Origin of the sequence: Escherichia sp. WS2035, assembly GCF_046487065.1 — a bacterium.
Taxonomy (GTDB): Bacteria; Pseudomonadota; Gammaproteobacteria; order Enterobacterales; family Enterobacteriaceae; genus Escherichia; species Escherichia coli.
Genome location: NZ_JBJQKD010000017.1, coordinates 99050 through 124122, shown reverse-complemented (window position 1 = coordinate 124122; position 25073 = coordinate 99050). Strand labels below are relative to the sequence as shown.

The 25073-nt window shown below is 52.0% G+C and carries 19 protein-coding genes and 1 riboswitch; of the genes, 6 read left to right on the top strand and 13 right to left on the bottom strand.

Annotation, left to right across the window (positions count from 1 at the left end; all coding sequences use genetic code 11):
• Positions 1–421 precede the first annotated feature (421 nt).
• Together murI and btuB are read right to left on the bottom strand one after the other, a co-directional pair.
• A complete protein-coding gene (gene murI / locus ACJHX4_RS22530) occupies positions 422–1279 on the bottom strand; it encodes a glutamate racemase (protein ID WP_001312258.1) in 858 nt (285 codons plus the stop codon).
• The gene (gene btuB, locus ACJHX4_RS22525) at positions 1224–3068 is read right to left on the bottom strand and encodes a TonB-dependent vitamin B12 receptor BtuB (protein ID WP_001296629.1); all 1845 of its coding nucleotides are present in this window, start codon (positions 3066–3068) and stop codon (positions 1224–1226) included. Before btuB ends, murI begins: the two co-directional genes overlap by 56 nt.
• A 64-nt stretch (positions 3069–3132) precedes the next feature.
• Positions 3133–3323: riboswitch (cobalamin riboswitch) on the bottom strand.
• A 113-nt stretch (positions 3324–3436) separates the two neighbouring features.
• Here btuB and trmA point away from each other — a divergent pair.
• Positions 3437–4537, top strand: coding sequence for a tRNA (uridine(54)-C5)-methyltransferase TrmA (gene trmA, locus ACJHX4_RS22520; protein ID WP_000186998.1), 1101 nt, complete (start codon positions 3437–3439; stop codon positions 4535–4537).
• Between the two features lie 39 nt (positions 4538–4576).
• Here trmA and ACJHX4_RS22515 read toward each other — a convergent pair whose 3' ends face one another.
• The 4 genes from ACJHX4_RS22515 to ACJHX4_RS22500 form a co-directional block, all read right to left on the bottom strand.
• Entirely contained in the window at positions 4577–4936 is a 360-nt protein-coding gene (locus ACJHX4_RS22515) for a YijD family membrane protein (protein ID WP_000806409.1), read from the bottom strand.
• On the bottom strand, positions 4936–5586 hold the full coding sequence (fabR, locus tag ACJHX4_RS22510) for an HTH-type transcriptional repressor FabR (protein ID WP_001309117.1): 651 nt from the start codon (positions 5584–5586) through the stop codon (positions 4936–4938). Before fabR ends, ACJHX4_RS22515 begins: the two co-directional genes overlap by 1 nt.
• 103 nt (positions 5587–5689) lie before the next feature.
• A complete protein-coding gene (locus ACJHX4_RS22505) occupies positions 5690–7006 on the bottom strand; it encodes a citrate-proton symporter (RefSeq protein ID WP_001532070.1) in 1317 nt (438 codons plus the stop codon).
• Between the two features lie 42 nt (positions 7007–7048).
• Positions 7049–8215, bottom strand: a complete 1167-nt coding sequence (locus tag ACJHX4_RS22500; RefSeq protein ID WP_000569573.1) for a M20 aminoacylase family protein — start codon at positions 8213–8215, stop codon at positions 7049–7051.
• Between the two features lie 329 nt (positions 8216–8544).
• Between ACJHX4_RS22500 and sthA the strand changes: the two genes are divergently transcribed.
• The gene (gene sthA / locus ACJHX4_RS22495; protein ID WP_001120810.1) at positions 8545–9945 is read left to right on the top strand and encodes a Si-specific NAD(P)(+) transhydrogenase; all 1401 of its coding nucleotides are present in this window, start codon (positions 8545–8547) and stop codon (positions 9943–9945) included.
• On the opposite strand, the gene oxyR is transcribed toward sthA, so the two are convergent.
• The 4 genes from oxyR to argC all read right to left on the bottom strand — a co-directional run bounded on the left by oxyR (position 9928) and on the right by argC (position 14334).
• The gene (gene oxyR / locus ACJHX4_RS22490) at positions 9928–10845 is read right to left on the bottom strand and encodes a DNA-binding transcriptional regulator OxyR (RefSeq protein ID WP_001025939.1); all 918 of its coding nucleotides are present in this window, start codon (positions 10843–10845) and stop codon (positions 9928–9930) included. The two genes, sthA and oxyR, sit on opposite strands and share 18 nt — an antisense overlap.
• A 266-nt stretch (positions 10846–11111) precedes the next feature.
• Positions 11112–12485, bottom strand: a complete 1374-nt coding sequence (gene argH, locus ACJHX4_RS22485) for an argininosuccinate lyase (RefSeq protein WP_001230098.1) — start codon at positions 12483–12485, stop codon at positions 11112–11114.
• A gap of 60 nt (positions 12486–12545) precedes the next feature.
• Positions 12546–13322, bottom strand: coding sequence for an acetylglutamate kinase (gene argB / locus ACJHX4_RS22480; protein ID WP_001296628.1), 777 nt, complete (start codon positions 13320–13322; stop codon positions 12546–12548).
• Positions 13323–13329: 7 nt separating this feature from the next.
• Positions 13330–14334: an N-acetyl-gamma-glutamyl-phosphate reductase gene (argC, locus tag ACJHX4_RS22475; protein WP_000935352.1), complete on the bottom strand. Its 1005-nt coding sequence runs from the start codon at positions 14332–14334 to the stop codon at positions 13330–13332.
• 153 nt (positions 14335–14487) lie between these two features.
• Between argC and argE the strand changes: the two genes are divergently transcribed.
• The 4 genes from argE to ACJHX4_RS22455 all read left to right on the top strand — a co-directional run bounded on the left by argE (position 14488) and on the right by ACJHX4_RS22455 (position 21585).
• A complete protein-coding gene (gene argE / locus ACJHX4_RS22470; protein ID WP_001296627.1) occupies positions 14488–15639 on the top strand; it encodes an acetylornithine deacetylase in 1152 nt (383 codons plus the stop codon).
• A gap of 301 nt (positions 15640–15940) precedes the next feature.
• On the top strand, positions 15941–18592 hold the full coding sequence (gene ppc / locus ACJHX4_RS22465) for a phosphoenolpyruvate carboxylase (protein WP_001005578.1): 2652 nt from the start codon (positions 15941–15943) through the stop codon (positions 18590–18592).
• A 182-nt stretch (positions 18593–18774) separates the two neighbouring features.
• Positions 18775–20508 carry a phosphoethanolamine transferase CptA gene (locus ACJHX4_RS22460; protein ID WP_000556298.1) on the top strand — a complete coding sequence of 578 codons (1734 nt, stop codon included), beginning with the start codon at positions 18775–18777 and terminating at the stop codon, positions 20506–20508.
• A 225-nt stretch (positions 20509–20733) separates the two neighbouring features.
• Positions 20734–21585 (top strand): AraC family transcriptional regulator, encoded by an 852-nt coding sequence (locus tag ACJHX4_RS22455; protein WP_000274617.1) that lies wholly within the window; start codon positions 20734–20736, stop codon positions 21583–21585.
• Here the strand turns inward: ACJHX4_RS22455 and ACJHX4_RS22450 are convergent.
• The 3 genes from ACJHX4_RS22450 to ACJHX4_RS22440 are packed head-to-tail and all read right to left on the bottom strand — an operon-like array spanning position 21572 to position 25056.
• Positions 21572–21913, bottom strand: coding sequence for a PTS fructose-like transporter subunit IIB (locus ACJHX4_RS22450; RefSeq protein ID WP_000323849.1), 342 nt, complete (start codon positions 21911–21913; stop codon positions 21572–21574). The two genes, ACJHX4_RS22455 and ACJHX4_RS22450, sit on opposite strands and share 14 nt — an antisense overlap.
• A 1-nt stretch (position 21914) precedes the next feature.
• Positions 21915–22793 (bottom strand): [formate-C-acetyltransferase]-activating enzyme, encoded by an 879-nt coding sequence (locus ACJHX4_RS22445; RefSeq protein WP_000204099.1) that lies wholly within the window; start codon positions 22791–22793, stop codon positions 21915–21917.
• Positions 22759–25056 (bottom strand): formate C-acetyltransferase, encoded by a 2298-nt coding sequence (locus ACJHX4_RS22440; RefSeq protein WP_000184861.1) that lies wholly within the window; start codon positions 25054–25056, stop codon positions 22759–22761. The genes ACJHX4_RS22445 and ACJHX4_RS22440 overlap by 35 nt, the downstream gene beginning before the upstream one ends.
• Positions 25057–25073: the final 17 nt, after the last annotated feature.

The window sequence follows — 25073 nt, the reverse complement described above, 5'->3', positions numbered from 1 at the left end:
TTAGGCCTGCCGCCAGCGTTCAATCTGAGCCATGATCAAACTCTTCAATTTAAAAGTTTGATGCTCGTGAATTAAACTTCGTAATGAATTACGTGTTCACTCAGAGACTTGGTATTCATTTTTCGTCTTGCGACGTCAAGAATCCGTATCTTCGAGTGCCCACACAGATTGTCTGATAAATTGTTAAAGAGCAGTGCCGCTTCGCTTTTCTCAGCGGCGCGGGGTATACATAATACGCTTTCCCGCTACAGAGTCAAGCATTTTTTTTGCTTTCCTCTGTTGAGATTCTCAGGAGAACCCCGCTGACCCGGCGGCGTGTTTGCCGTTGTTCCGTGTCAGTGGTGGCGCATTATAGGGAGTTATTCCGGCCTGACAAGAGGAAATTTAAAATAATTTTCTGACCGCGCAACATTCAACCAAATCAATCTAAAACTGCCAGTTTTTCGAGCGTTTCGAAGCCGTAACGCTGTAAAACGGGCAATAATTGTTCAGCTTCTGGCGTCATTGCCATACAAAATGCAATATTCGCATCGGCAGATTTTGCATCCGGGGCTTCATGCTCTAACAACCAGGCCGTTCGGCGAGCAATCGCTGCGCCAGAATCCACCAGCCGGGTTCCCTCTGGCAGCACTTGTAATAGTTCTTCTTGTAGTAGAGGGAAATGGGTGCAACCCAATACAACTGTATCTGGCGGCTCTTTCATTCTTAACCACGGGCGTAGGATACGTTTTAGCGCATCCAGAGAAACATCTTCGCCATGCAGCTTCGCTTCAGCCAACTCAACCATCTCTGCCGAGCCCAGCATTTCTATCTGGCATTCATTAGCGAAACGCGCGATCAGCTCATGAGTATAAGAACGTTTAACAGTTCCGCGGGTTGCCAGTAATCCGACAATGCCATTTGCCGTCAGACGTGCAGCAGGTTTAATCGCCGGCACGACACCAACAACCGGGAAGTCGAACTTTTCGCGTAATGCAGGAAGTGAAACGGTACTGGCGGTGTTGCAAGCGACCACAGCCAGCGCAAGGGGATAACGTTCTTGCACTGCGGTGACAATTTCCACCACTCGCTCAACAATAAACACTTCGCTTTTTTCGCCATACGGGAAAGCGACGTTATCGAAAGCATAAATGTAATGGAGATCCGGCAAGAGATGCCGGATCTCGTCATAGACCGACAACCCACCGACGCCGGAGTCAAACACCAGCACGGTGGGACGTGGTTCAGAAGGTGTAGCTGCCAGACAAGGTGTATTCCCGTCCTGCAGTTTGGTAGCCATAGACTGTCTCGTAATCTTTGTCGAACAGGTTGGCTATTTTACCACGAACTGTCAGGTGAGAGGTGACCGGATATGCAACAGCAAGATCCCACAAGCTCACCCCGCCCATTTTCACTGTTTGATACGGATAAGAGGAGTAATCCTTATCATAACGAGAACCTAAGTACTGATAAGTAATCCCCCAGTCGAAGTCATACAACTGCCAGTCGAGCTGGTATTTCACCTGCTGTTTAGCACGGCGTAACAACGGCGTGTCAGTAATCGCATTGCGCGCATCAACATAATCATAACTCACAGTATGCGTCAGTGGTCCGGTATCAAAATTGGCGGTCGCCTCGACACCCTTAATCCGCGCTTTCCCTTCGTTGTAATATTTCAGGGTGTGATCATCATAATCGATCAAGTCACTGACATCGTTACGATATCCGGAAATACGCCAGTTCACCCCAGCAGTTAAGCCTTCAAACGCGCCTTCCCACTGTTTGCTTTTCTCAGGGTCGAGATTCGGATTTCCGTAGAAACCATACAGTTGTCCAAGATTTGGTGCCTTATAAGATGTCCCGTAGGAAGCAATAAAGCGATAACCTTCGATAAATTCCCAACCGGCGCTGGTTTGCCAGGTGCCATGACGACCAAACTGTGAGTTATCGTCGCTACGTGCTGCGCCTTCAAAGGTAAAATCGCCAACTTGTTGCAGCCCGGTCAGATAGATGCCGGTATTACGTTGATCATATCCATCCTCAACATAAGCTGTGCCCGGTGCCGTGCTCTGCTTCTGCCAGTCAACACCCGCACCAATATTACCGTGGCCAATGATGATGTTGTTTGCCCACTGGACGGTGTACTGTTTCATCTCATCGAGCGTCGCGGATGAATCATAACGACCATAATGCGGATCGTAGTTGTAATCTTTGCTATGGCTGTAGCTGGTAATCAGTTGTGATTTAATCAGTTCACCGTTATAGCGCAGTCCGGCATCCCAACTTTGGCTATAGAGTTTACGGGTATCGACCAGTGGCGAGCCGGGAGAATAATATGCGTCATAATTGGTACGATTATCATAGCCATAGCCGCGCACAAAGCCGCTCCAGACATCAGTAAAATTATGCTCCAGCGCGCCATAAAGCGTTTTACTTAAAAAACCATCGTTATCTGGCTGCGCTTGCGTTCCGGTATTACCATAGGCGACAACATCATAACCATGAGTATGGGCATAATCGCCCAACAGCGTTACCCGTGTCTTATCCCCCAGTTGTTGCTGTGTAGAGACATCATAGTTCTGATAACTATTGCTTCCCCACCCTGCTGAAATTTCCGTTCCGGGGTGATCGCGCGTCGTGATGATATTCACGACCCCGCCTATTGCATCTGAACCATAAACAGCGGAGCGCGGCCCACGGATATATTCAACACGCTGGACAAGCGCAATAGGGAACTGACTAAGATCAGCAGAACCACTCACCCCCGCCAAATTCAGGCGGACGCCATCAATTAACACCAACACATGACTGGCATTTGTACCGCGAATAAAAATAGATGAGAGCTGACCTGAACCGCCGTTTTGGGTGATATCCACGCCCGGAAGACGGCGCAGCACATCATTGACCGAGGTCGACTGCCAGCGGTCGATATCCTGACGCGTCACAACAGTAGTTGGCGCAAGCACAGTGCTGCGCGGTTGTTCAAAACGGTTAGCAGTAACGACGAGAGTATCCGGGCTGGTATCCTGTGCCCAAGCGGAAAATGCCGTGACGGAACACGCCGTCAGCAGCGAAGCTTTTTTAATCATTGTAAAGCATCCACAATAGAAGAAGGATGCCGCAGGTTTCATCAATATTACGCGATGATGAGAACCAGATGCGACGTTGGCCGGCAGGTCTTCGGGCTTGGAGGGGTATCTAAGATACTAAGAGATGATGACTTCCCACCGGATGGCAGTGTCCGCATAACGCAATCATCGCACCTTTCCTTACCGCTGCGCGTCAGCTCCAGATTCGCACTGGATTCCCTATTAACTCACAGGACCGGCAAGTGGATGCTACAGGTTGTAACAAGTTACTGTCCAGACGTAGCTCACAAATAGGAATTCATCAAGATCTGGACATCTGATGAGCAATCCCTACAATCGCCGCGTACTTTAATTTTTCAGGATACATCATGACCCCCGAACACCTTCCAACAGAACAGTATGAAGCGCAGTTAGCCGAAAAAGTGGTACGTTTGCAAAGTATGATGGCACCGTTTTCTGACCTGGTTCCGGAAGTGTTTCGCTCGCCGGTCAGTCATTATCGGATGCGTGCGGAGTTCCGCATCTGGCACGATGGCGATGACCTGTACCACATCATTTTCGATCAACAAACCAAAAGTCGTATCCGTGTGGATAGCTTCCCCGCCGCCAGTGAACTTATCAACCAGTTGATGACGGCGATGATTGCGGGTGTGCGTAATAATCCCATTCTGCGCCACAAGTTGTTCCAGATTGATTACCTCACTACGCTAAGCAATCAAGCGGTTGTTTCCTTGCTGTACCATAAAAAGCTGGATGATGAGTGGTGTCAGCAGGCGGAAGCCCTGCGCGATGCACTGCGCGCGCAGAATCTGAATGTGCATCTGATTGGTCGGGCAACGAAAACCAAAATCGCGCTGGATCAGGATTACATCGACGAACGTCTGCCGATCGCGGGGAAAGAGATGATCTACCGTCAGGTAGAAAACAGCTTTACCCAACCGAACGCGGCGATGAATATTCAGATGCTGGAATGGGCGCTGGACGTAACCAAAGGCTCAAAAGGCGATTTACTGGAGCTATACTGCGGCAACGGTAACTTTTCATTAGCGCTGGCACGCAATTTTGATCGGGTATTAGCCACCGAAATCGCCAAGCCGTCAGTCGCCGCCGCGCAATACAACATTGCCGCTAACCATATTGATAACGTACAAATTATTCGTATGGCGGCAGAAGAATTTACTCAGGCGATGAATGGTGTGCGCGAGTTTAACCGCCTGCAAGGAATCGACTTAAAGAGTTATCAGTGCGAAACCATTTTTGTCGACCCACCGCGCAGCGGTCTGGACAGTGAAACCGAGAAAATGGTGCAGGCGTATCCACGTATTCTGTATATCTCCTGCAATCCGGAAACGTTATGCAAGAATCTGGAAACATTAAGCCAGACGCACAAGGTCGAACGTCTGGCTCTATTTGATCAGTTCCCCTACACGCACCATATGGAGTGCGGCGTATTACTGACCGCGAAGTAAAACCCATGTCGGATGCGCCTGCATCCGGCATGATGCTGATTACTCAGCAACGTCCTGCTTACGGTTACGCATCTTCGCGCCAATCCAGAACACCATAATGACGGACAGTACTGCCGGGAAGAAGTTGGAACCGATATCCGGATATTCCGCACGAACTACCGTGCTGTACAGCAGTACGCCGAGAATAAAACAAGCAGCTGCCAGACCCGGCAAGCCTACCGGCATAGTGCGATTAAGATAACGTTGATGCAGGCAGTAAACTGTCAACACCAGGGAAATAATCGGGAATACAGAAAATGGTACAATGGAGCTAAACAGCGCTGCGAAAGTACCATTAATCGATAAGCCAGCCACTAGCGCCAGCAGCAGCGTACCTCTATCTTGATTTGCTTGTTTCATTACTCGTCCTTCACATTTCCCGGAATAATTGCGGTTTTCTCTTGTTCACGGCGATACCAGTAATAAGCCCCTTTCGAAATCATTCGCAGCTGCAGTACCAGTCGCTCTTCTAATTGCCGACGTTGCTCGACGCCGACATCCAACGCCTCGGCCCCCGCACTGAAGACAATCGTCACCATTGCTTCGGCTTGCGCTTCAGTAAACGCACGCGGCATATGGTTTTCGAGTTCCAGATAGTCCGCAAGTTCCGCAATGAAGTGCTGAATTTCACGCGCAACGGCGGCACGAAACGCAGCGGAGGTGCCGGAGCGTTCCCGCAATAATAACCGGAAGGCGTTAGGATTATTACCGATGAACTCCATAAATGTGGAGACCGAGGTGCGGATCACACTCCCGCCTTTGGCGATACGCTGACGCGCCTGACGCATGAGTTGGCGTAGCATTAAACCGCTCTCATCAACCATGGTCAGACCCAGTTCGTCTACGTCGCGGAAATGCCGATAAAAAGAGGTGGGAGCAATGCCTGCTTCTCGTGCCACTTCACGCAAACTCAGGCTGGCGAAGCTGCGTTCAGCACTTAATTGGCTAAATGCGGCTTCCACCAGCGAACGGCGGGTTTTTTCTTTTTGTTGCGCTCTTACGCCCATCACGATGTCTGAATCCTTGCCAAAAGTACTGCTGGCACTATACCAGAGAATGAACATACTGGATTGCTCCAGTGTTGTGAATGAACGGTAACGCAATAAAACATATTTACTGCAATTCTTTGGCCGGTTCTTTTACGTACAACAACGCCAGCATCGACAGCAACGTGCCTCCACCCAGATACCACGCCGGAGCCGTCAGACTATCCAGCAACACGATGGATTGCGTAGCGAAATATTGAGCAAAACCGCCAAAGATTGCCACACCAATGCTATAAACCAGCGCAAAACCCAATGCCCGAATCCGTTTCGGCAACAGTTCAGAGATCAACAACATCACTGGCACACCGCCAAGCGTGGTAAAGCTGACCATCACGAAAACCACCGTCAGCAACATGCCAGGGCTTGGGTAATTCACCAACAGCCAGAATGACGACCAGCTACAGAGAAGCACCATCACACGGGAGATTAAAATCAGCTTTTTACGCCCGACCGAATCGCACAACATCCCCACAAGCAGCGCACCCACAAACGTAACAACGCCCGCCAGTAACATCGCTGCATGAGAATAATGTTGAGGCATCGCCAGATACTTCGCCGCCCAGGTGCCGTAATAAAAGAGGGAGATATAGGTTGCGACCGTGCTACCAATAGCGAGTAAAACGCCATTAACGATAGTCGCCTTATGTTGCAGGAGCAGAGAAAACGCGCTTTCGCTGGTAGCAGCTTTTTTATTGCGCACAGGCTCAGGTACGTCATTTTCCAGGCTCAGACGCAACCAGCAACCGATAGGTGCTAATAACACACCAATAAAAAACGGCACACGCCAGCCCCATTCTGCCATTACGGTTTCTGAACCTGTGGCGAACGGTAGCCATGCGCTTAAACCTAAAGCGACAACACCGCCAAAAGTTGTTGCCAGGCCTTGAGTCGCCAGTGACCAACTGCTGTAAAAGCCACGACGATTTGCCGGAGCTGACTCCACCAGTAGCGACATTGAAGCCCCGACTTCACCACCTGCCGCAACGCCCTGAATCAAACGCGCCAGCACCAGCGTTGCGGTTCCCCAATAGCCCGCCGTTTCATACGTCGGTGCGATGCCGATCATCAGCGTACCGAGGCTCATCAGAGCAATAGTGAACACCATCGCCGGTTTACGCCCGAAGCGATCGGCCCAGGCACCAACGATAATCCCACCGAGCGGACGCATAAAAAAGCTCACACCAAACGTTGCAAATGCCAGTAACAGCGCGACGTTATGATCGGCACTGGGTGGGAAGAAAAGCGTACTGATATAGACCACAAAAAAGTTGTAAACGCCAAAATCAAAAAATTCGAGCGCATTGCCAAACGCCGAGGCAAAGATCACCCGCCTGCCGCTGGGCTTTTTCTTCACACTCACGGTTTCATTTACGATCGCCGTCATTCCATGTTCCTTGCCAAAAAGTGTTGTTGTGTGTTGTTTTATTTATTGCAGCCAGGCTTCAACCAGTGCGCCCCAGTAGCTGCTTGCCGGGACCAGGCTTGCATCGTTAAAGTCGTAACCGGGGTTATGCACCATGCAGGAACCTTCCCCGACATCGCCATTACCGAATAACAGGAAACCGCCTTTGGGTTGGGCCTCCAGCATGAAAGAGAAATCTTCACTGCCCATCAGGGGTTTGATGCCAAACTCAGCCCGATCTTCACCAAATGTTTTGCACGCCACCTGCCAGGCGAAGCGCGCCATCTCCTCGTCATTTACTAATACCGGTGTACCGTTAACATGCGTAACCTCAGCCGTAGCGCCAAAGCTGGCAGCCTGGGTTTGTGCAAGAGCAGGAATACGGGTCAGAAGAAGTTGTCGGGTATCGCGGCTAAGAGAGCGGACACTGATTTTCATCTCAGCACTGTCAGGAATGACGTTAGCCGCCTCACCCGCAACAATGCTGCCGACGGTAATTACCGCCGCTTCCAGCGGATCGACATTGCGCGACACAATGCTTTGTAATGCGGTGGTGATATGTGCGGCAACCAGCACTGGATCGATGGCTTTGTGCGGGATCGCACCGTGTCCGCCACAACCACGAACCGTAATATGGAACTGATCCATTGACGCCATCAGCGCCCCAGGCTGGAAGAAAAACTTGCCGACCGGCAAACCCGGCATGTTGTGCATCCCGAAAATGACATCGCAGGGGAAACGATCAAAAAGCCCCTCTTTAACCATGATCTCACCGCCGTTAATCATCTCTTCCGCTGGCTGGAAGATAAGGCGTAACGTGCCGTTAAAACGGCGGGTTTCGGCAAAATAACGCGCGGCCCCCAGCAGTATGGTGGTATGCCCGTCATGCCCGCAGGCGTGCATTAAACCAGGATGTTTACTGGCCCAGGGCTTGCCACTATTTTCATAAATCGGCAACGCATCCATATCCGCCCGCAGGCCAATACTTTTCTCTCCGTCGCCCACTTTTAACGTGGCTACCACGCCGGTTGTCGCCAGCCCTTGCTCAACCTCATAGCCCCACTGGCGCAGCTTTTCCGCAACCAAAGCACTGGTTTTAAATTCTTGTAATCCCAGCTCCGGGTTTTCGTGGATCTGATGGCGGATCTCGCGAAGTTCTTCCTCAAACCCACGAATATAGTGTTCGATCATCGGCTATTCCTTTATTCACTTATAAACAGGCTAATTAACGGATTTTATTGATGGTATAAATACAAATAACCCATCAATATAAAATATTTATACATTTGTTTTATAAGAAGATTTCATAAAGACAATAACAAAAAAGCACGCTTCGGCAAGATAAAACTATCAGCCATAAGAAAAAGCGATTAATAGTGAATAAATAAAATAAGAAGGAGGAAGACAAAGCAAAGGCCGCTCACGATATAGCCAGATAAATGACGGGGATCAATTGGCTTACCCGCGATAAAATGTTACCATTCTGTTGCTTTTATGTATAAGAACAGGTAAGCCCTACCATGCCACATTCCTACGATTACGATGCCATAGTAATAGGTTCCGGCCCCGGCGGCGAAGGCGCTGCGATGGGCCTGGTTAAGCAAGGTGCGCGCGTCGCAGTTATCGAGCGTTATCAAAATGTTGGCGGCGGTTGCACCCACTGGGGCACCATCCCGTCGAAAGCTCTCCGTCACGCCGTCAGCCGCATTATAGAATTCAATCAAAACCCACTATACAGCGACCATTCCCGACTGCTCCGCTCTTCTTTTGCCGATATCCTTAACCATGCCGATAACGTGATTAATCAACAAACGCGCATGCGTCAGGGATTTTACGAACGTAATCACTGTGAAATATTGCAGGGGAACGCTCGCTTTGTTGATGAGCATACGTTGGCGCTGGATTGCCCGGACGGCAGCGTCGAAACACTAACTGCTGAAAAATTTGTTATTGCCTGCGGTTCTCGTCCATATCATCCAACAGATGTTGATTTCACCCATCCACGCATTTATGACAGCGACTCAATTCTTAGCATGCACCACGAACCGCGCCATGTACTTATTTACGGTGCTGGAGTGATCGGCTGTGAATATGCGTCGATCTTCCGCGGTATGGATGTAAAAGTGGATCTGATCAACACCCGCGATCGCCTGCTGGCATTTCTCGATCAAGAGATGTCAGATTCTCTCTCCTATCACTTCTGGAACAGTGGCGTAGTGATTCGTCACAACGAAGAGTACGAGAAGATCGAAGGCTGTGATGACGGTGTGATCATGCATCTGAAGTCGGGTAAAAAACTGAAAGCTGACTGTCTGCTCTATGCCAACGGTCGCACCGGTAATACCGATTCGCTGGCGTTACAGAACATTGGGCTGGAAACTGACAGTCGCGGACAGCTGAAGGTCAACAGCATGTATCAGACCGCACAGCCGCACGTTTACGCGGTGGGCGACGTGATTGGTTATCCGAGCCTGGCGTCGGCAGCCTATGACCAGGGGCGCATTGCCGCGCAGGCGCTGGTGAAAGGTGAAGCCACCGCACATCTGATTGAAGATATCCCTACCGGCATTTACACCATCCCGGAAATCAGCTCTGTAGGCAAAACCGAACAGCAGCTGACCGCGATGAAAGTGCCATATGAAGTAGGCCGCGCCCAGTTTAAACATCTGGCACGTGCACAAATCGTCGGCATGAACGTGGGCACGCTGAAAATTTTGTTCCATCGGGAAACAAAAGAGATTCTGGGTATTCACTGCTTTGGCGAGCGCGCTGCCGAAATTATTCATATCGGTCAGGCGATTATGGAACAGAAAGGTGGCGGCAACACTATTGAGTACTTCGTCAACACCACCTTTAACTACCCGACGATGGCGGAAGCCTATCGGGTAGCTGCGCTAAATGGCTTAAACCGCCTGTTTTAACACTTTATCGAAATGGCCATCCATTCTTGCGCGGATGGCCTCTGCCAGCTGCTCATAGCGGCTGCGCAGCGGTGAGCCAGGACGATAAACCAGGCCAATAGTGCGGCGTGGTTCCGGCTTAATGCACGGCAGATAAACAACCCCATCGCGTTTGCGTTCCGGCGGCACAGCCAGCGCAGGCAGTAAAGTGATCCCGCTACCTGCCGCCACCATGTTGCGCAGAGTTTCCAGGCTGGTCGCGCGGAAGTGTGTATCTTCATCCGCCCCGGCTTCAAAACAGAAACCCATTGCCTGATCGCGCAAACAGTGACCATCTTCCAGCATCAGCAGTTTTTCCCCTGCCAGATCGGCCATCGGTACGCATTCGCGGTTCGCCCACGGGTGGTCTTCATAGATAGCCAGCAACATTGGCTCATCAAACAACGGCACTTCAATGAATGCTTCGCTCTCTTTCACCAGCGCGAGGATCACGCAATCGAGTTTGCCGCTGTCCAGTTGCGCCAGTAACTGGTGGGTCTGTGCTTCATGCAGATACATTTCCAGCTTTGGAAAGGTCTGGTGCAGCATCGGGATAATATGCGGTAGCAGGTACGGTCCAACCGTGGGAATCAAACCAATATGCAGCGGTCCGGACATCGTCTCGCCCTGCTGGCTTGCCATCTCTTTAAGGACTTTCACCTCACGCAGCACGGTACGCGCCTGATCCACCAGCAGCATTCCCGCCTGGGTGAATAACACTTTACGGCTGGTCCGCTCCAGCAACATCACGCCCAGCTCATCTTCCAGCTTACGAATTTGCCCGCTAAGCGTCGGCTGGCTAACGTGGCAGGAATCTGCCGCACGCCGAAAATGGCGGTGTTCAGCCAATGCCACCAGGTACTCAAGATCACGAATATTCATTATCCATCCTCCATCGCCACGATAGTTCATGGCGATAGGTAGAATAGCAATGAACGATTATCCCTATCAAGCATTCTGACTGATAATTGCTCACAGAAACGGAGCGGCACCTCTTTTAACCCTTGAAGTCACAGCCCGTTTCGAGAGTTTCTCAGCTCGAATAACTAAAGCCAACGTGAACTTTTGCGGATCTCCAGGATCCGCTTTTTTTTGCCATAAAAAAGCCCAGCGATAAGCCAGGCTCAAATTTATACATATAAATGTTCTTACCCCAACCGCGCCTGCGCAAAAGCAATCGCCTGCGCCACCTGTTGCGGTGAGACACCGCCTTTTGCCGCACGCTTGTCGAGGCACGATTGCAGCGACAGAATCGGATAGACATCTTCGCCAATCACCAGGCTGAATTTCTGCAACTCACTGAGTGGCAGATCTTCCAGCGGTTTGCCCTGACGAATGGCTTCCACCACCGCTTCACCCACAATATGGTGCGCCTCGCGGAACGGTACGCCTTTCGCCACCAGATAATCCGCCAGTTCAGTAGCGTTGGAGTAACCCTGCTGCGCCGCTTCCTGGCAACGCGGACGTTTCACCTGAATGCCGTCCAGCACCAGCGCCGCCATATGCAGGCAGTCCAGCCAGGTATCGAGCGCGTCGAACAGACCTTCTTTGTCTTCCTGCATATCTTTGTTGTAAGCCAGCGGCAAACCTTTCAGCGTCATCATCATGCCGGTTAACGCCCCCTGCACCCGACCGCATTTACCGCGAATCAGCTCCAGCGCATCCGGGTTTTTCTTCTGCGGCATTAATGATGAACCGGAAGTCACACGGTCAGAAAGCTCCACAAACCCCGCTTCGCCGGTGTTAAAGAAAATCAGATCTTCAGCAAAACGCGACAGATGCACCATGCCGATAGCGGCAGCAGAAAGCAGTTCCAACACATGGTCACGGTCAGAAACGCTGTCGAGACTGTTACGGGTCGCCGAAGCAAAGCCCAGCCAACCTGCTAACTGTTCACGGTCGATTTCATAGGCCGTTCCTGCCAGTGCGCCACAGCCTAGCGGGCTGACATCCAGACGCTTAAGCGCATCCTGCAAACGGCTTTCATCACGCGCCAGCATCTCAACGTAGGCCAGGCACCAGTGCGCGAACGTCACCGGCTGGGCGCGTTGCAGGTGGGTGTAACCCGGCATCACCGCGTCCTGATTGTTCTGCGCGGTCTCGACCAGAGCGGATTGTAACTGCCGGTTAGCCGTCAGCAACTCGCTAACGGTATCTTTGCACCACAGTTTCAGGTCAGTTGCTACCTGATCATTACGGCTACGCCCGGTATGCAATTTTTTGCCTAACTGACCCACTTTGTCGATCAGTTTGCCTTCCACCCAGCTATGGATATCTTCGGCGTCGCTTTCAAGGATTTGTTGTGGCCTGGCGCGAACATCTTCCAGCAGCACGTTCAGCGCCTCTTCCAGTTGCGCCTGCTCTTCTGCGGTTAACACGCCGACCGTTACCAGGGCTTTGGACCAGGCCACAGAGCCAACAATATCCTGCTCCGCCAGACGGTAATCAAAGCGCAGTGAGTCGTTGAATTGTTTGAACCGTTGATCTGCTGCCTGGGTAAAACGCCCGCCCCAAAGTGCCATAACTCTGTTTCCTTATTTTGAAATTCAATGCCGGAAAGCTGCGCCTCCGGCCAACAAAACTTAAGCTAAAATCCGCGTCCCCATCGGCATACCGTTAAACAGTGCCGGAAGCTGTTCCGCATGACGCCAGGAGGCGATATCTACCGGACGGCCCAACGTGCGCGCAGCATCCAGCGCCGCGTTCACTTTCACAATCATGCCGTCAGTAATAATGCCCTGCTCAATCAGTTGTTCTGCTTTCGCGGCGGTCATTTCGGCAATACGTTGCCCTTTGCCGTCGAGAATGCCGCTGACGTCAGAGAGCAAAATCAGATCCGCGCCCAGCGTTGCCGCCAGCGCCGTCGCCGCCTGGTCGGCATTGACGTTCATCAGTTGCCCTTCGTCTGTTACGCCAATGGAGCTGACCACCGGCAGATAACCGTTCTCCAGCAAACTGTTGATAAGCTTAGGCGAACCTGGCTGCGCCAGTCCAACATGGCCTAACTCTTCATCAAGCTGGGTCACTTTGATGCTGTCGCCGTCACCGAGAAACAAACCTACGGCCGCAATCTGATGTTTCTTCGCCCATGCCAGCAGGGTTTTATTTGCCGTTCCCGCCAGTGCTCCGGTGATAATGTCTATCTGATCCGCAGGCGTCACCCGCAGGCCATTTTTCTTTTTCACCGGCAGATTCAGCCCTTTCATCAGCTCATCCACCACACAACCGCCGCCGTGCACAATCACCAGCGGACGCTGATGTGACTCGCGATAATTCACCAGTGCGCTAAACAGACGTTCCAGCGCCTCTTCACTATCCAGCAGTACGCCACCCAGTTTGATAATTAATGGATTCATCATTGCACCCTTAAATAAGAGACTGCGTTTCCGCATAGCCGAAACGAATATTGGCGCACTGCACCGCTTGTGCCGCCGCGCCTTTCAGTAAGTTGTCTTCGGTCGCCACAATAATCAGATGCTCGCCCTGAACGGCAAAACCGATATCGCAGAATGGCAGTCCAACGACATTTTTCAGCGCCGGAACGCCTTTGTCATACAGCCGCACCAGTGGTTTATGGGCATACGCCTGCTGTAACGCTTGCGCCACTTGCACCTGGCTCACACCCGGTTTCAGGCGGCAGGTAATGGTTTCGAGAATGCCGCGCGGGAAATTGCCCAGATGCGGGGTGAAGATAACGTCAGCACCGAGGTGTGTGGCGATCTCTGGTTGATGGCGATGGGTAAAGACGCCATACGGTTGCAGGCTAACTTCACAAAAACTATTTGAAATCGCTGCCTTACGTCCTGCACCGCTCACGCCGCTGGTGGCGTTGATCACCGGCCACTGATTGAGGTCAAGAAGATCGGCATCAATCAACGGTTTCAGCGCCAGCTGTGCTGCCGTCGGATAACAGCCTGGCACGGCAATCAAGTTCGCTTCTTTTAATTTATTACCGCACCACTCCGCCAGACCGTAGGCTGCCTGTTCCAGCAGTTCCGGGTATTGATGGGTAAAGCCGTAATATTTTTCATAGAAGGCGACATCGTTAACACGAAACGCGCCGGAAAGGTCGAACACCACACAGCCTGCTTCAAGAAATTGCGGCGCTAAATCGTGGCTGACTTCATGGGCGGTGGCGAGAAACACCACGTCCACCCCTGGGCTAAACTCGCCGATATCCGACATCGGCTGCAACGGCAGATCAACGATGCCTTTTAGCTGCGGATGCAAATCGGAGATTAACTTTCCCGCATCATTGCTTTGCGCTGAAACAGTCAAAGCGGTTATGTTCATATGCGGATGGCGATTTACATAGGTCACTAGCTCTGCGCCAGCGTAGCCACTGGCACCCACAATCAGCGTATTCAACATCGGGGCTATTCACCTTCTTATGTCTGGTTGCCAGGTTAAACGTAAAACATTCACCTTACGGCTGGTGGGTTTTATTACGCTCAACGTTAGTGTATTTTTATTCATAAATACTGCATGAATATTGATACTATCATGACCAGAGGTGTGTCAACAATGAAAAACAAATTACCGCCATTTATCGAGATTTACCGTGCTCTGATTGCCACACCTTCAATAAGCGCCACGGAAGAGGCACTCGATCAAAGCAATGCAGATTTAATCACTCTGCTGGCGGACTGGTTTAAGGATTTAGGCTTCAATGTGGAAGTGCAGTCTGTGCCAGGAACTCGCAACAAATTTAATATGCTGGCCAGTTGCGGACAGGGGGCTGGCGGTTTGTTGCTGGCGGGGCATACCGATACGGTGCCATTTGATGACGGACGCTGGACGCGCGATCCATTTACGTTGACGGAGCATGACGGCAAGCTTTACGGCTTAGGCACCGCCGACATGAAAGGCTTTTTTGCGTTTATCCTTGATGCGCTACGCGATGTCGACGTCACGAAGCTTGCAAAACCGCTCTACATTCTGGCGACTGCCGATGAAGAAACCAGTATGGCCGGAGCGCGTTATTTTGCCGAAACTACCGCCCTGCGCCCGGATTGCGCCATCATTGGCGAGCCAACGTCGCTGCAACCGGTACGCGCACATAAAGGCCACATCTCAAATGCCATTCGAATTATGGGTCAGTCGGGCCACTCCAGCGATCCGTCGCGCGGGGTTAACGCTATCGAACTGATGCACGACGCCATCGGCCATATTTTGCAATTGCGCGATAACCTGAAAGAACGCTATCACTATGAAGCGTTTACCGTGCCATACCCCACACTCAACCTCGGGCATATTCACGGCGGCGACGCCTCTAACCGTATTTGCGCTTGTTGTGAGTTGCATATGGATATTCGTCCGCTGCCAGGCATGACACTCAATGAACTTAATGGTTTGCTCAACGATGCATTGGCTCCAGTGAGCGAACGCTGGCCGGGTCGTCTGACGGTCGACGAGCTGCACCCGCCGATCCCTGGCTATGAATGCCCACCGAATCATAAACTGGTTGAAGTGGTTGAGAAATTGCTCGGAGCAAAGACCGAAGTGGTGAATTACTGTACCGAAGCGCCGTTTATTCAAACGTTATGCCCGACGCTGGTTCTGGGGCCTGGCTCAATTAATCAGGCTCATCAGCCTGATGAATATCTGGAGACGAGGTTTATCAAGCCCACCCGCGAACTGATCACCCAGGTGATTCACCATTTTTGCTGGCATTAAAACGTAGGCCAAACAATGTCGGATGCGATGCTTGCGCATCTTATCCGACCTACACCTTTGGTGTTACTCGAGGCGATTTTTTAACATTCCCATAAGTTACGCTTATTTAAAGCGTCGTGAATTTAATGGCGTAAATTCCTGCTATTTATTCGTTTGCTGAAGCGATTTCGCAGCATTTGACGTCACCGCTTTTACGTGGCTTTATAAAAGACGACGAAAAGCAAAGCCCGAGCATATTCGCGCCAATGCGACGTGAAGGATACAGGGCTATCAAACGATAAGATGGGGTGTCTGGGGTAATATGAACGAACAATATTCCGCATTGCGTAGTAATGTCAGTATGCTCGGCAAAGTGCTGGGAGAAACCATCAAGGATGCGTTGGGAGAACACATTCTTGAACGCGTAGAAACTATCCGTAAGTTGTCCAAATCTTCACGCGCTGGCAATGATGCTAACCGCCAGGAGTTGCTCACCACCTTACAAAATTTGTCGAACGACGAGCTGCTGCCCGTTGCGCGTGCGTTTAGTCAGTTTCTGAACCTGGCCAACACCGCTGAGCAATACCACAGCATTTCGCCGAAAGGCGAAGCTGCCAGCAACCCGGAAGTGATCGCCCGCACCCTGCGTAAACTGAAAAACCAGCCGGAACTGAGCGAAGACACCATCAAAAAAGCAGTGGAATCGCTGTCGCTGGAACTGGTCCTCACGGCTCACCCAACCGAAATTACCCGTCGTACACTGATCCACAAAATGGTGGAAGTGAACGCCTGTTTAAAACAGCTCGATAACAAAGATATCGCCGACTACGAACACAACCAGCTGATGCGCCGCCTGCGCCAGTTGATCGCCCAGTCATGGCATACCGATGAAATCCGTAAACTGCGCCCAAGCCCGGTAGATGAAGCCAAATGGGGCTTTGCCGTAGTAGAAAACAGCCTGTGGCAAGGCGTACCGAATTACCTGCGCGAACTGAACGAACAACTGGAAGAGAACCTCGGCTACAAACTGCCCGTCGAATTTGTTCCGGTACGTTTTACCTCGTGGATGGGCGGTGACCGCGACGGCAATCCGAACGTCACTGCCGATATCACCCGCCACGTCCTGCTACTCAGCCGCTGGAAAGCCACCGATTTGTTCCTGAAAGATATTCAGGTTCTGGTTTCTGAACTGTCGATGGTTGAAGCCACCCCTGAACTGCTGGCACTGGTTGGCGAAGAGGGTGCCGCAGAACCGTATCGCTATCTGATGAAAAACCTGCGTTCTCGCCTGATGGCGACACAGGCATGGCTGGAAGCGCGCCTGAAAGGCGAAGAACTGCCAAAACCAGAAGGTCTGCTGACACAAAACGAAGAACTGTGGGAACCGCTCTACGCTTGCTACCAGTCACTTCAGGCGTGTGGCATGGGTATTATCGCCAATGGCGATCTGCTCGACACCCTGCGCCGCGTGAAATGTTTCGGCGTACCGCTGGTGCGTATTGATATCCGTCAGGAGAGCACCCGCCATACCGAAGCGCTGGGCGAGCTGACCCGCTACCTCGGTATCGGCGACTACGAGAGCTGGTCAGAAGCCGACAAACAGGCGTTCCTGATCCGCGAACTGAACTCCAAACGTCCGCTTCTACCGCGCAACTGGCAACCAAGCGCCGAAACGCGCGAAGTGCTCGATACCTGCCAGGTGATTGCCGAAGCGCCGCAAGGCTCCATTGCCGCCTACGTGATCTCGATGGCGAAAACGCCGTCCGACGTGCTGGCTGTCCACCTGCTGCTGAAAGAAGCGGGTATCGGGTTTGCGATGCCGGTTGCTCCGCTGTTTGAAACCCTCGATGACCTGAACAACGCCAACGATGTCATGACCCAGCTGCTGAATATCGACTGGTATCGCGGCCTGATTCAGGGCAAACAGATGGTGATGATTGGCTATTCCGACTCAGCAAAAGATGCGGGCGTGATGGCAGCTTCCTGGGCGCAATATCAGGCACAGGATGCATTAATCAAAACCTGCGAAAAAGCGGGTATTGAGCTGACGTTGTTCCACGGTCGCGGCGGTTCCATTGGTCGCGGCGGCGCACCTGCCCATGCGGCGCTGCTGTCACAACCGCCAGGAAGCCTGAAAGGTGGCCTGCGCGTGACCGAACAGGGCGAGATGATCCGCTTTAAATATGGTCTGCCAGAAATCACCGTCAGCAGCCTGTCGCTGTACACCGGGGCGATTCTGGAAGCCAACCTGCTGCCACCGCCTGAGCCGAAAGAGAGCTGGCGTCGCATTATGGATGAACTGTCAGTCATCTCCTGCGATCTCTACCGTGGCTACGTACGTGAAAACAAAGATTTTGTGCCTTACTTCCGCTCCGCTACGCCGGAACAAGAATTGGGTAAACTGCCGTTGGGTTCACGTCCGGCGAAACGTCGCCCGACCGGCGGCGTCGAGTCGCTGCGCGCCATTCCGTGGATTTTTGCCTGGACGCAAAACCGCCTGATGCTCCCCGCCTGGCTGGGTGCAGGTACGGCGCTGCAAAAAGTGGTCGAAGATGGCAAACAGAGCGAGCTGGAAGCCATGTGCCGCGATTGGCCATTCTTCTCGACGCGTCTCGGCATGCTGGAGATGGTCTTCGCCAAAGCAGACCTGTGGCTGGCAGAATACTATGACCAACGCCTGGTCGACAAAGCACTGTGGCCGTTAGGTAAAGAGTTACGCAATCTGCAAGAAGAAGACATCAAAGTGGTGCTGGCGATTGCCAACGATTCTCACCTGATGGCCGATCTGCCGTGGATTGCAGAGTCTATTCAGCTACGGAATATTTACACCGACCCGCTGAACGTATTGCAGGCCGAGTTGCTGCACCGCTCCCGCCAGGCAGAAAAAGAAGGCCATGAACCGGATCCTCGCGTCGAGCAGGCGTTAATGGTCACTATTGCCGGGATTGCGGCAGGTATGCGTAATACCGGCTAATCTTCCTCTCCTGCAAACCCTCGTGCTTTTGCGCGAGGGTTTTCTGAAATACTGCTGTTCTAACACCCTCGTTTTCAATATATTTCTGTCTGCATTTTATTCAAAATCTGGATATCCCTTCAGATATCCTTAAGGAATTGTCGTTACATTCGGCGATATTTTTTTCAAGACAGGTTCTTACTATGCATTCCACAGAAGTCCAGGCTAAACCCCTTTTTAGCTGGAAAGCCCTGGGTTGGGCACTGCTCTACTTTTGGTTTTTCTCTACTCTGCTACAGGCCATTATTTACATCAGTGGTTATAGTGGCACTAACGGCATTCGCGACTCGCTGTTATTCAGTTCGCTGTGGTTGATCCCGGTATTCCTCTTTCCGAAGCGGATTAAAATTATTGCCGCAGTGATCGGCGTGGTGCTATGGGCGGCCTCTCTGGCGGCGCTGTGCTATTACGTCATCTACGGTCAGGAGTTCTCGCAGAGCGTTCTGTTTGTGATGTTCGAAACCAACACCAACGAAGCCAGCGAGTATTTAAGCCAGTATTTCAGCCTGAAAATTGTGCTTATCGCGCTGGCCTATACGGCGGTGGCAGTTCTGCTGTGGACACGCCTGCGCCCGGTCTATATTCCAAAGCCGTGGCGTTATGTTGTCTCTTTTGCCCTACTTTATGGCTTGATTCTGCATCCGATCGCCATGAATACGTTTATCAAAAACAAGCCGTTTGAGAAAACGTTGGATAACCTGGCATCGCGTATGGAGCCTGCCGCACCGTGGCAATTCCTGACCGGCTATTATCAGTATCGTCAGCAACTAAACTCGCTAACAAAGCTACTGAATGAAAATAATGCATTGCCGCCGCTGGCTAATTTCAAAGATGAATCGGGTAACGAACCGCGCACCTTAGTGCTGGTAATTGGCGAATCGACCCAGCGTGGACGCATGAGCCTGTACGGTTATCCGCGTGAAACCACGCCGGAGCTGGATGCGCTGCATAAAACCGATCCGAATCTGACCGTGTTTAATAACGTGGTTACGTCTCGTCCGTACACCATTGAAATCCTGCAACAGGCGCTGACCTTTGCCAATGAAAAGAACCCGGATCTGTATCTGACGCAGCCGTCGCTGATGAACATGATGAAACAGGCGGGTTATAAAACCTTCTGGATCACCAACCAGCAGACAATGACCGCCCGCAATACGATGCTGACGGTATTTTCGCGCCAGACCGACAAGCAGTACTACATGAACCAGCAACGTACGCAGAGTGCGCGTGAATACGACACCAACGTGCTGAAGCCGTTCCAGGAAGTGCTGAAGGACCCTGCGCCGAAGAAACTGATCATCGTTCATCTGCTGGGTACGCATATCAAGTACAAGTACCGTTATCCGGAAGATCAGGGCAAATTTGACGGTAATACAGAGCATGTTCCACCGGGATTAAACGCAGAAGAGCTGGAGTCATATAATGATTATGACAATGCTAACCTGTACAACGATCACGTGGTTGCCAGCCTGATTAAAGACTTTAAAGCGACCGATCCGAACGGTTTCCTGGTTTATTTCTCTGACCACGGTGAAGAGGTTTACGACACGCCGCCGCACAAAACTCAGGGGCGTAATGAAGACAATCCGACGCGTCATATGTACACCATTCCGTTCCTGCTGTGGACGTCAGAAAAATGGCAAGCGACTCATCCGCGTGATTTCTCACAGGATGTTGATCGTAAATACAGCCTGGCGGAACTGATCCACACCTGGTCAGATTTGGCGGGCTTATCTTACGACGGTTACGATCCAACCCGTTCAGTGGTGAATCCGCAGTTCAAAGAAACTACCCGCTGGATTGGTAACCCGTATAAGAAAAACGCACTGATCGATTACGACACTCTGCCGTATGGCGATCAGGTGGGTAATCAGTAATTATCAGCCAGATGTTATTTGCCGGATGCGACGCTTGACGCGTCTTATCCGGCCTACAGATCGCGGCGGTAGGCCGGATAAGGCGTTTACGCCGCATCCGGCAATACAAGTCGACTGAAACTGCCGCAATGTTTACATCTCACTCCCATCAGGCCACACTTTTCAGGTGGCCTTTTTTCATAATGCCAGTTACTGTTTTCCCGTCTACATACCTAAGGGAATAACATGTATCACGACGTCAGCTATCTGCTCTCCCGCCTGATCAACGGCCCGCTGTCCCTGCGCCAGATTTACTTTGCCAGCAGCAACGGCCCGGTGCCCGATCTTGCGTATCAGGTCGATTTTCCACGTCTGGAAATTGTGCTGGAAGGTGAGTTTATTGATACCGGCGCTGGAGCAGCGTTAGTTCCCGGCGATGTGCTGTACGTCCCTGCTGGTGGCTGGAATTTTCCACAATGGCAAGCCCCCGCCACGACCTTTAGCGTGCTATTTGGCAAACAGCAACTCGGCTTCAGCGTCGTGCAATGGGATGGCAAACAATATCAAAATCTGGCGAAGCAACACGTCGCCCGACGCGGCCCACGCATTGGTTCTTTTCTGCTACAAACGCTCAATGAAATGCAAATGCAGTCGCAGGAGCAGCAAACGGCCAGACTTATCGTCGCCAGCCTGCTTAGCCACTGCCGCGATTTGCTCGGCAGCCAAATACAGACCGCCTCACGCAGCCAGGCTCTATTCGAAGCTATTCGTGATTATATCGACGAACGCTATGCCTCCGCACTTACCCGCGAATCTGTCGCACAGGCGTTCTATATTTCGCCAAATTACCTCTCGCACCTGTTTCAAAAAACGGGGGCCATTGGTTTTAACGAATACCTGAATCACACGCGACTGGAGCACGCTAAGACATTATTGAAAGGCTATGACCTGAAGGTAAAAGAAGTGGCGCACGCCTGCGGCTTTGTCGACAGCAACTACTTCTGCCGTCTGTTTCGTAAAAATACCGAACGCTCGCCGTCGGAATATCGTCGGCAGTACCACAGCCAACTGACAGAAAAACCGACTACTCCAGAATAAGATGGGTTTGCTGCGGCGCAGAAAGCACTTTGCGCACTGCGCTCATCACCCTCTGCGGCTCACGCAGGAAAGCGTAGATGCTGCATTGCACGTAGCGACAATGTTCAAATCGCTCAGCACCGGCAAGCTCGATATCCGTAATTAACAGCGCAACATCCGCCCGGCGGATATCCTCGTCCGCTAAACGATTCTCCGTTCCCAACGCGCCCTGAGTTTCAATGCTGACGCCCCACTTCTCTAACTGGCACAACTTTTCCAGCCGTTCCGCCGCCATATAAGTATGCGCCACGCCGCTTACGCAGGCGGTTACTGCCACCAGATATGCCATTTTAACCTCCCACGGTAACCTGAAATCCGGCCCGTTCTGCCATTTCACGCATCGTTGCCACATCGGCTGACGACGGCGCAGCAACCTCTTTCATCGACCATGTTTTCCCCAGCAGGCGGTATTTCGGCTCGCCGTACTGATGAAACGGTAACAGATGGATCTGCTTGATATTCAGCGGGATCAGCACGTCCAGCGCCTGCTGCATATTCTCCCGGCTGAGCGTGAAACCAGGGATCAGCGGTAAACGCGGGATCACGTTGACACCCTCACTCACCAGCAAACGCAGATTCTCCAGCACGCGTTGCAGGTTCATCTTCACCACATCCCGCGCCTGAGCCGCATCCATAATTTTTAAATCGAACAACACTTCATCGCACAATTTCGCCAGCGGTAACAGCTTGCTGGCTGGCGCGTCTCCGGCAGTTTCGATGGCGCATGACACACCCCATAGCCGCAGTCGCTGTAAAAAACGGGTCGCAAACTCCGCCTGCATTAACACTTCGCCGCCAGAAAGCGTGACGCCGCCGCCGGACGTGCGAAAGAAAATGTCATCTTTCATCACTTCCCGTTCCAGCGCGTCAAGGCTGATATCGCGGCCAATCCGTTCAAATGCCCCGGAGGGGCATTCATCCGCATCACGCAAACATTTCGCGCAGTGCAGACATTTCGCCTCTCTGCGCACCGTCTGGATTTTGCCGGAGATCGACTCCGGATTAGCACACCATGGGCAAAGATGCGGACAGCCTTTAAAAAAGACCACCGTACGAATGCCCTCGCCGTCATTCAGTGAATAACGCTGAATGTTGAAAATGCGCGCCACATCATCGCGGCGCGTTTCCACAACGTTACAGCTGATGCGCTGTCCGGCGGATGATGTCATCCTGGATCTCCTTCGACAGTTCGACAAAGAAGGCGCTGTATCCGGCAACGCGCACCACCAGCCCGGCATAATCTTGTGGGCGCTGTTGCGCTTCCCGTAACGTGTCGGCGTTCACCACGTTAAACTGAATATGCTGCAACTTAAGCTGGGTAAACGCCCGTAAGAAGTCGGCCAGTTTGCGTAATCCCGCTTCACCTTCGAGGGTCGCCGGAGTGAATTTCACGTTCAGCAATGTACCGTTAGAAAGCAGTGTGTTATCGAGCTTACTGACTGATTTCAGTACCGCCGTTGGTCCTTGTGCGTCCTGACCCAGCATGGGTGACAAGCCACCGTCTGCCAGTTGCTCTCCGGCAAAGCGACCGTCTGGCGTCGCGCCAACCACCGCTCCCAACGGGACATGAGCAGAAACGGTATACGATCCCGGCGTGAAGTAGCCGCCGCGCGGGTTCTGGTATTTTTCCACTTCTTTGCAGTAGTGGCGTAACAGTTCGGCGCTAATGTTATCCACCTCGTCGATATCGTTACCGTATTTCTCGAAGCGGTTAATTAAGCGAGCGCGGACTTTTTCGCCTTCTGGCGTGGCGAAGTTGGCTTTTAATACCGACAGCAATTCGTCAAAACTTAAACGCTGTTGATCAAAAATCATCCCTTTCAACGCATGGAGAGAATCGCTCAGGTTGGCGATACCGATCCCCTGTACGCCGGAGAAGTTATAACGCGCGCCGCCATCGGTAATATCGCGACCTTTTTCCAGACAATCGCTGATAAAAGACGAGAGTAGCGGTACAGGTGCCCAGTCGCGATGGCCGATATCACAAATATTGCTGCCCTCAACCATCAGGGTGATGTAGTGGCTGATCTTGGCGCGGATCTGTTCCAGTAAACCTTCATAAGTCAGCGCAGCGTTGCCTTCATTTTCATGCAGGCAGATTTCCATCACTTTCAGCAGGTTAAACATCGCGATGTCATGCAAGCCGTAGGTTCTGCCGGGAATAGATAATTCCACACAGCCCACTACGGAATAGTCGCGCGCATCTTCCAGCAAAACGCCACGGTTGAGGAACGCTGGCACTACCACTTCATCGTTAAAGATTTGCGGAATACCGGTGCCGAGGCGAATGGTTTCTGCGGTTTTCATCAGGAACGGCGTGTCGATCAAGGCGTTAGTGCGCACGCCGAGGTTCGGTTGCGGTAATTGCACGCTTTGATAAGCGTCAAGGCAAAGGAACGAAAGCACGTTCACCGCGCTACGTCCGTTCTCGGTTAACCCGCCGAGCAGTGCGGTATAGCCGGTAGGGAAACCGGCGAAATAACGCGCGCTACTGGTGGAGCGCAACAGCACGATGTCGTTGCATTTCACCCATAAAGATTCGAGCAGTTCTTTCAGGAATGCCGGATCTTCGCCCTGGGTTAATGATGTCTGATAGAACGGCAACATATACTGGTCGAAGCGCCCCAACGATAGCGAACTGGCGTTGGATTCGTATTGCAGAATGATGTTCATGTACCAGAATAACTGGCACGCCTGCCAGAACGTCTGCGGCTTATGTTCGGCGTTATGGCGGGAGATCTCCGCAATAGTCAGCAATTCTTCGCGACGCGGGCCATCAGTGCAGCTTGCCGCCATCGTTTCCGCCAGTTCGGCGTAACGCAAAATATGTTTCTGCGAGGCTTCCAGCAGTAACAGCGCTGCCTGATAAAAGTGATTCTCCGGCTGTTGCTGACAATGTTGCTGCATCTGTGCCACCAGCTCCCCCAGCCCGTGATTCAGCAGGCGCGGGTAATCAATAATAATGTGCCCCTGGCCTTTATCCGTCTGGTTGATGCTGAAAATCTGCGTGCTGGTCGCGGCTTTTACTTCATCCGTCATCTGCCCGTTGATGAAATCTTTCATCGAACGTTTTTCCCAGTACGGGAACAACTCTTCGCGGTAGATACGTTTATCTTCTTCGCTGATAGCAAAGCGGTCCTGCGGACGCGTCGGGAATTGATCCAGTTCTTTCAGCAGCCAGTAAGGGTCCATTTCCGGCGACATAATCCCGGCGCGTGGTTTTACGGTGCGGTTACCGGCAATCAGTTCTTCATCACGAATCGAAATTTCAACGTGTTCAAGGATATACGCTGTTGCTTTCGCCCGACGCATTATCACCGGCTCCCCTTCGGTTTGCCGATGGCTGGCGGTATAAAGCAACGCCCGCTCCAGCGAGATTTCACGGGTATTGGCAAACAGTGCAGTTTTGAGGCGAGAGATACGATTCGTCATGAGGAACTCCTGTGGGA

Excerpts from the sequence above, each read along its gene's own strand:
- murI (WP_001312258.1), bottom strand. The coding sequence starts at position 1,279 with ATGGCTACCAAACTGCAGGACGGGAATACACCTTGTCTGGCAGCTACA.
- btuB (WP_001296629.1), bottom strand. The coding sequence starts at position 3,068 with ATGATTAAAAAAGCTTCGCTGCTGACGGCGTGTTCCGTCACGGCATTT.
- trmA (WP_000186998.1), top strand. The coding sequence starts at position 3,437 with ATGACCCCCGAACACCTTCCAACAGAACAGTATGAAGCGCAGTTAGCC.
- ACJHX4_RS22515 (WP_000806409.1), bottom strand. The coding sequence starts at position 4,936 with ATGAAACAAGCAAATCAAGATAGAGGTACGCTGCTGCTGGCGCTAGTG.
- ACJHX4_RS22505 (WP_001532070.1), bottom strand. The coding sequence starts at position 7,006 with ATGACGGCGATCGTAAATGAAACCGTGAGTGTGAAGAAAAAGCCCAGC.
- ACJHX4_RS22500 (WP_000569573.1), bottom strand. The coding sequence starts at position 8,215 with ATGATCGAACACTATATTCGTGGGTTTGAGGAAGAACTTCGCGAGATC.
- sthA (WP_001120810.1), top strand. The coding sequence starts at position 8,545 with ATGCCACATTCCTACGATTACGATGCCATAGTAATAGGTTCCGGCCCC.
- oxyR (WP_001025939.1), bottom strand. The coding sequence starts at position 10,845 with ATGAATATTCGTGATCTTGAGTACCTGGTGGCATTGGCTGAACACCGC.
- argH (WP_001230098.1), bottom strand. The coding sequence starts at position 12,485 with ATGGCACTTTGGGGCGGGCGTTTTACCCAGGCAGCAGATCAACGGTTC.
- argB (WP_001296628.1), bottom strand. The coding sequence starts at position 13,322 with ATGATGAATCCATTAATTATCAAACTGGGTGGCGTACTGCTGGATAGT.
- argC (WP_000935352.1), bottom strand. The coding sequence starts at position 14,334 with ATGTTGAATACGCTGATTGTGGGTGCCAGTGGCTACGCTGGCGCAGAG.
- argE (WP_001296627.1), top strand. The coding sequence starts at position 14,488 with ATGAAAAACAAATTACCGCCATTTATCGAGATTTACCGTGCTCTGATT.
- ppc (WP_001005578.1), top strand. The coding sequence starts at position 15,941 with ATGAACGAACAATATTCCGCATTGCGTAGTAATGTCAGTATGCTCGGC.
- ACJHX4_RS22460 (WP_000556298.1), top strand. The coding sequence starts at position 18,775 with ATGCATTCCACAGAAGTCCAGGCTAAACCCCTTTTTAGCTGGAAAGCC.
- ACJHX4_RS22455 (WP_000274617.1), top strand. The coding sequence starts at position 20,734 with ATGTATCACGACGTCAGCTATCTGCTCTCCCGCCTGATCAACGGCCCG.
- ACJHX4_RS22450 (WP_000323849.1), bottom strand. The coding sequence starts at position 21,913 with ATGGCATATCTGGTGGCAGTAACCGCCTGCGTAAGCGGCGTGGCGCAT.
- ACJHX4_RS22445 (WP_000204099.1), bottom strand. The coding sequence starts at position 22,793 with ATGACATCATCCGCCGGACAGCGCATCAGCTGTAACGTTGTGGAAACG.
- ACJHX4_RS22440 (WP_000184861.1), bottom strand. The coding sequence starts at position 25,056 with ATGACGAATCGTATCTCTCGCCTCAAAACTGCACTGTTTGCCAATACC.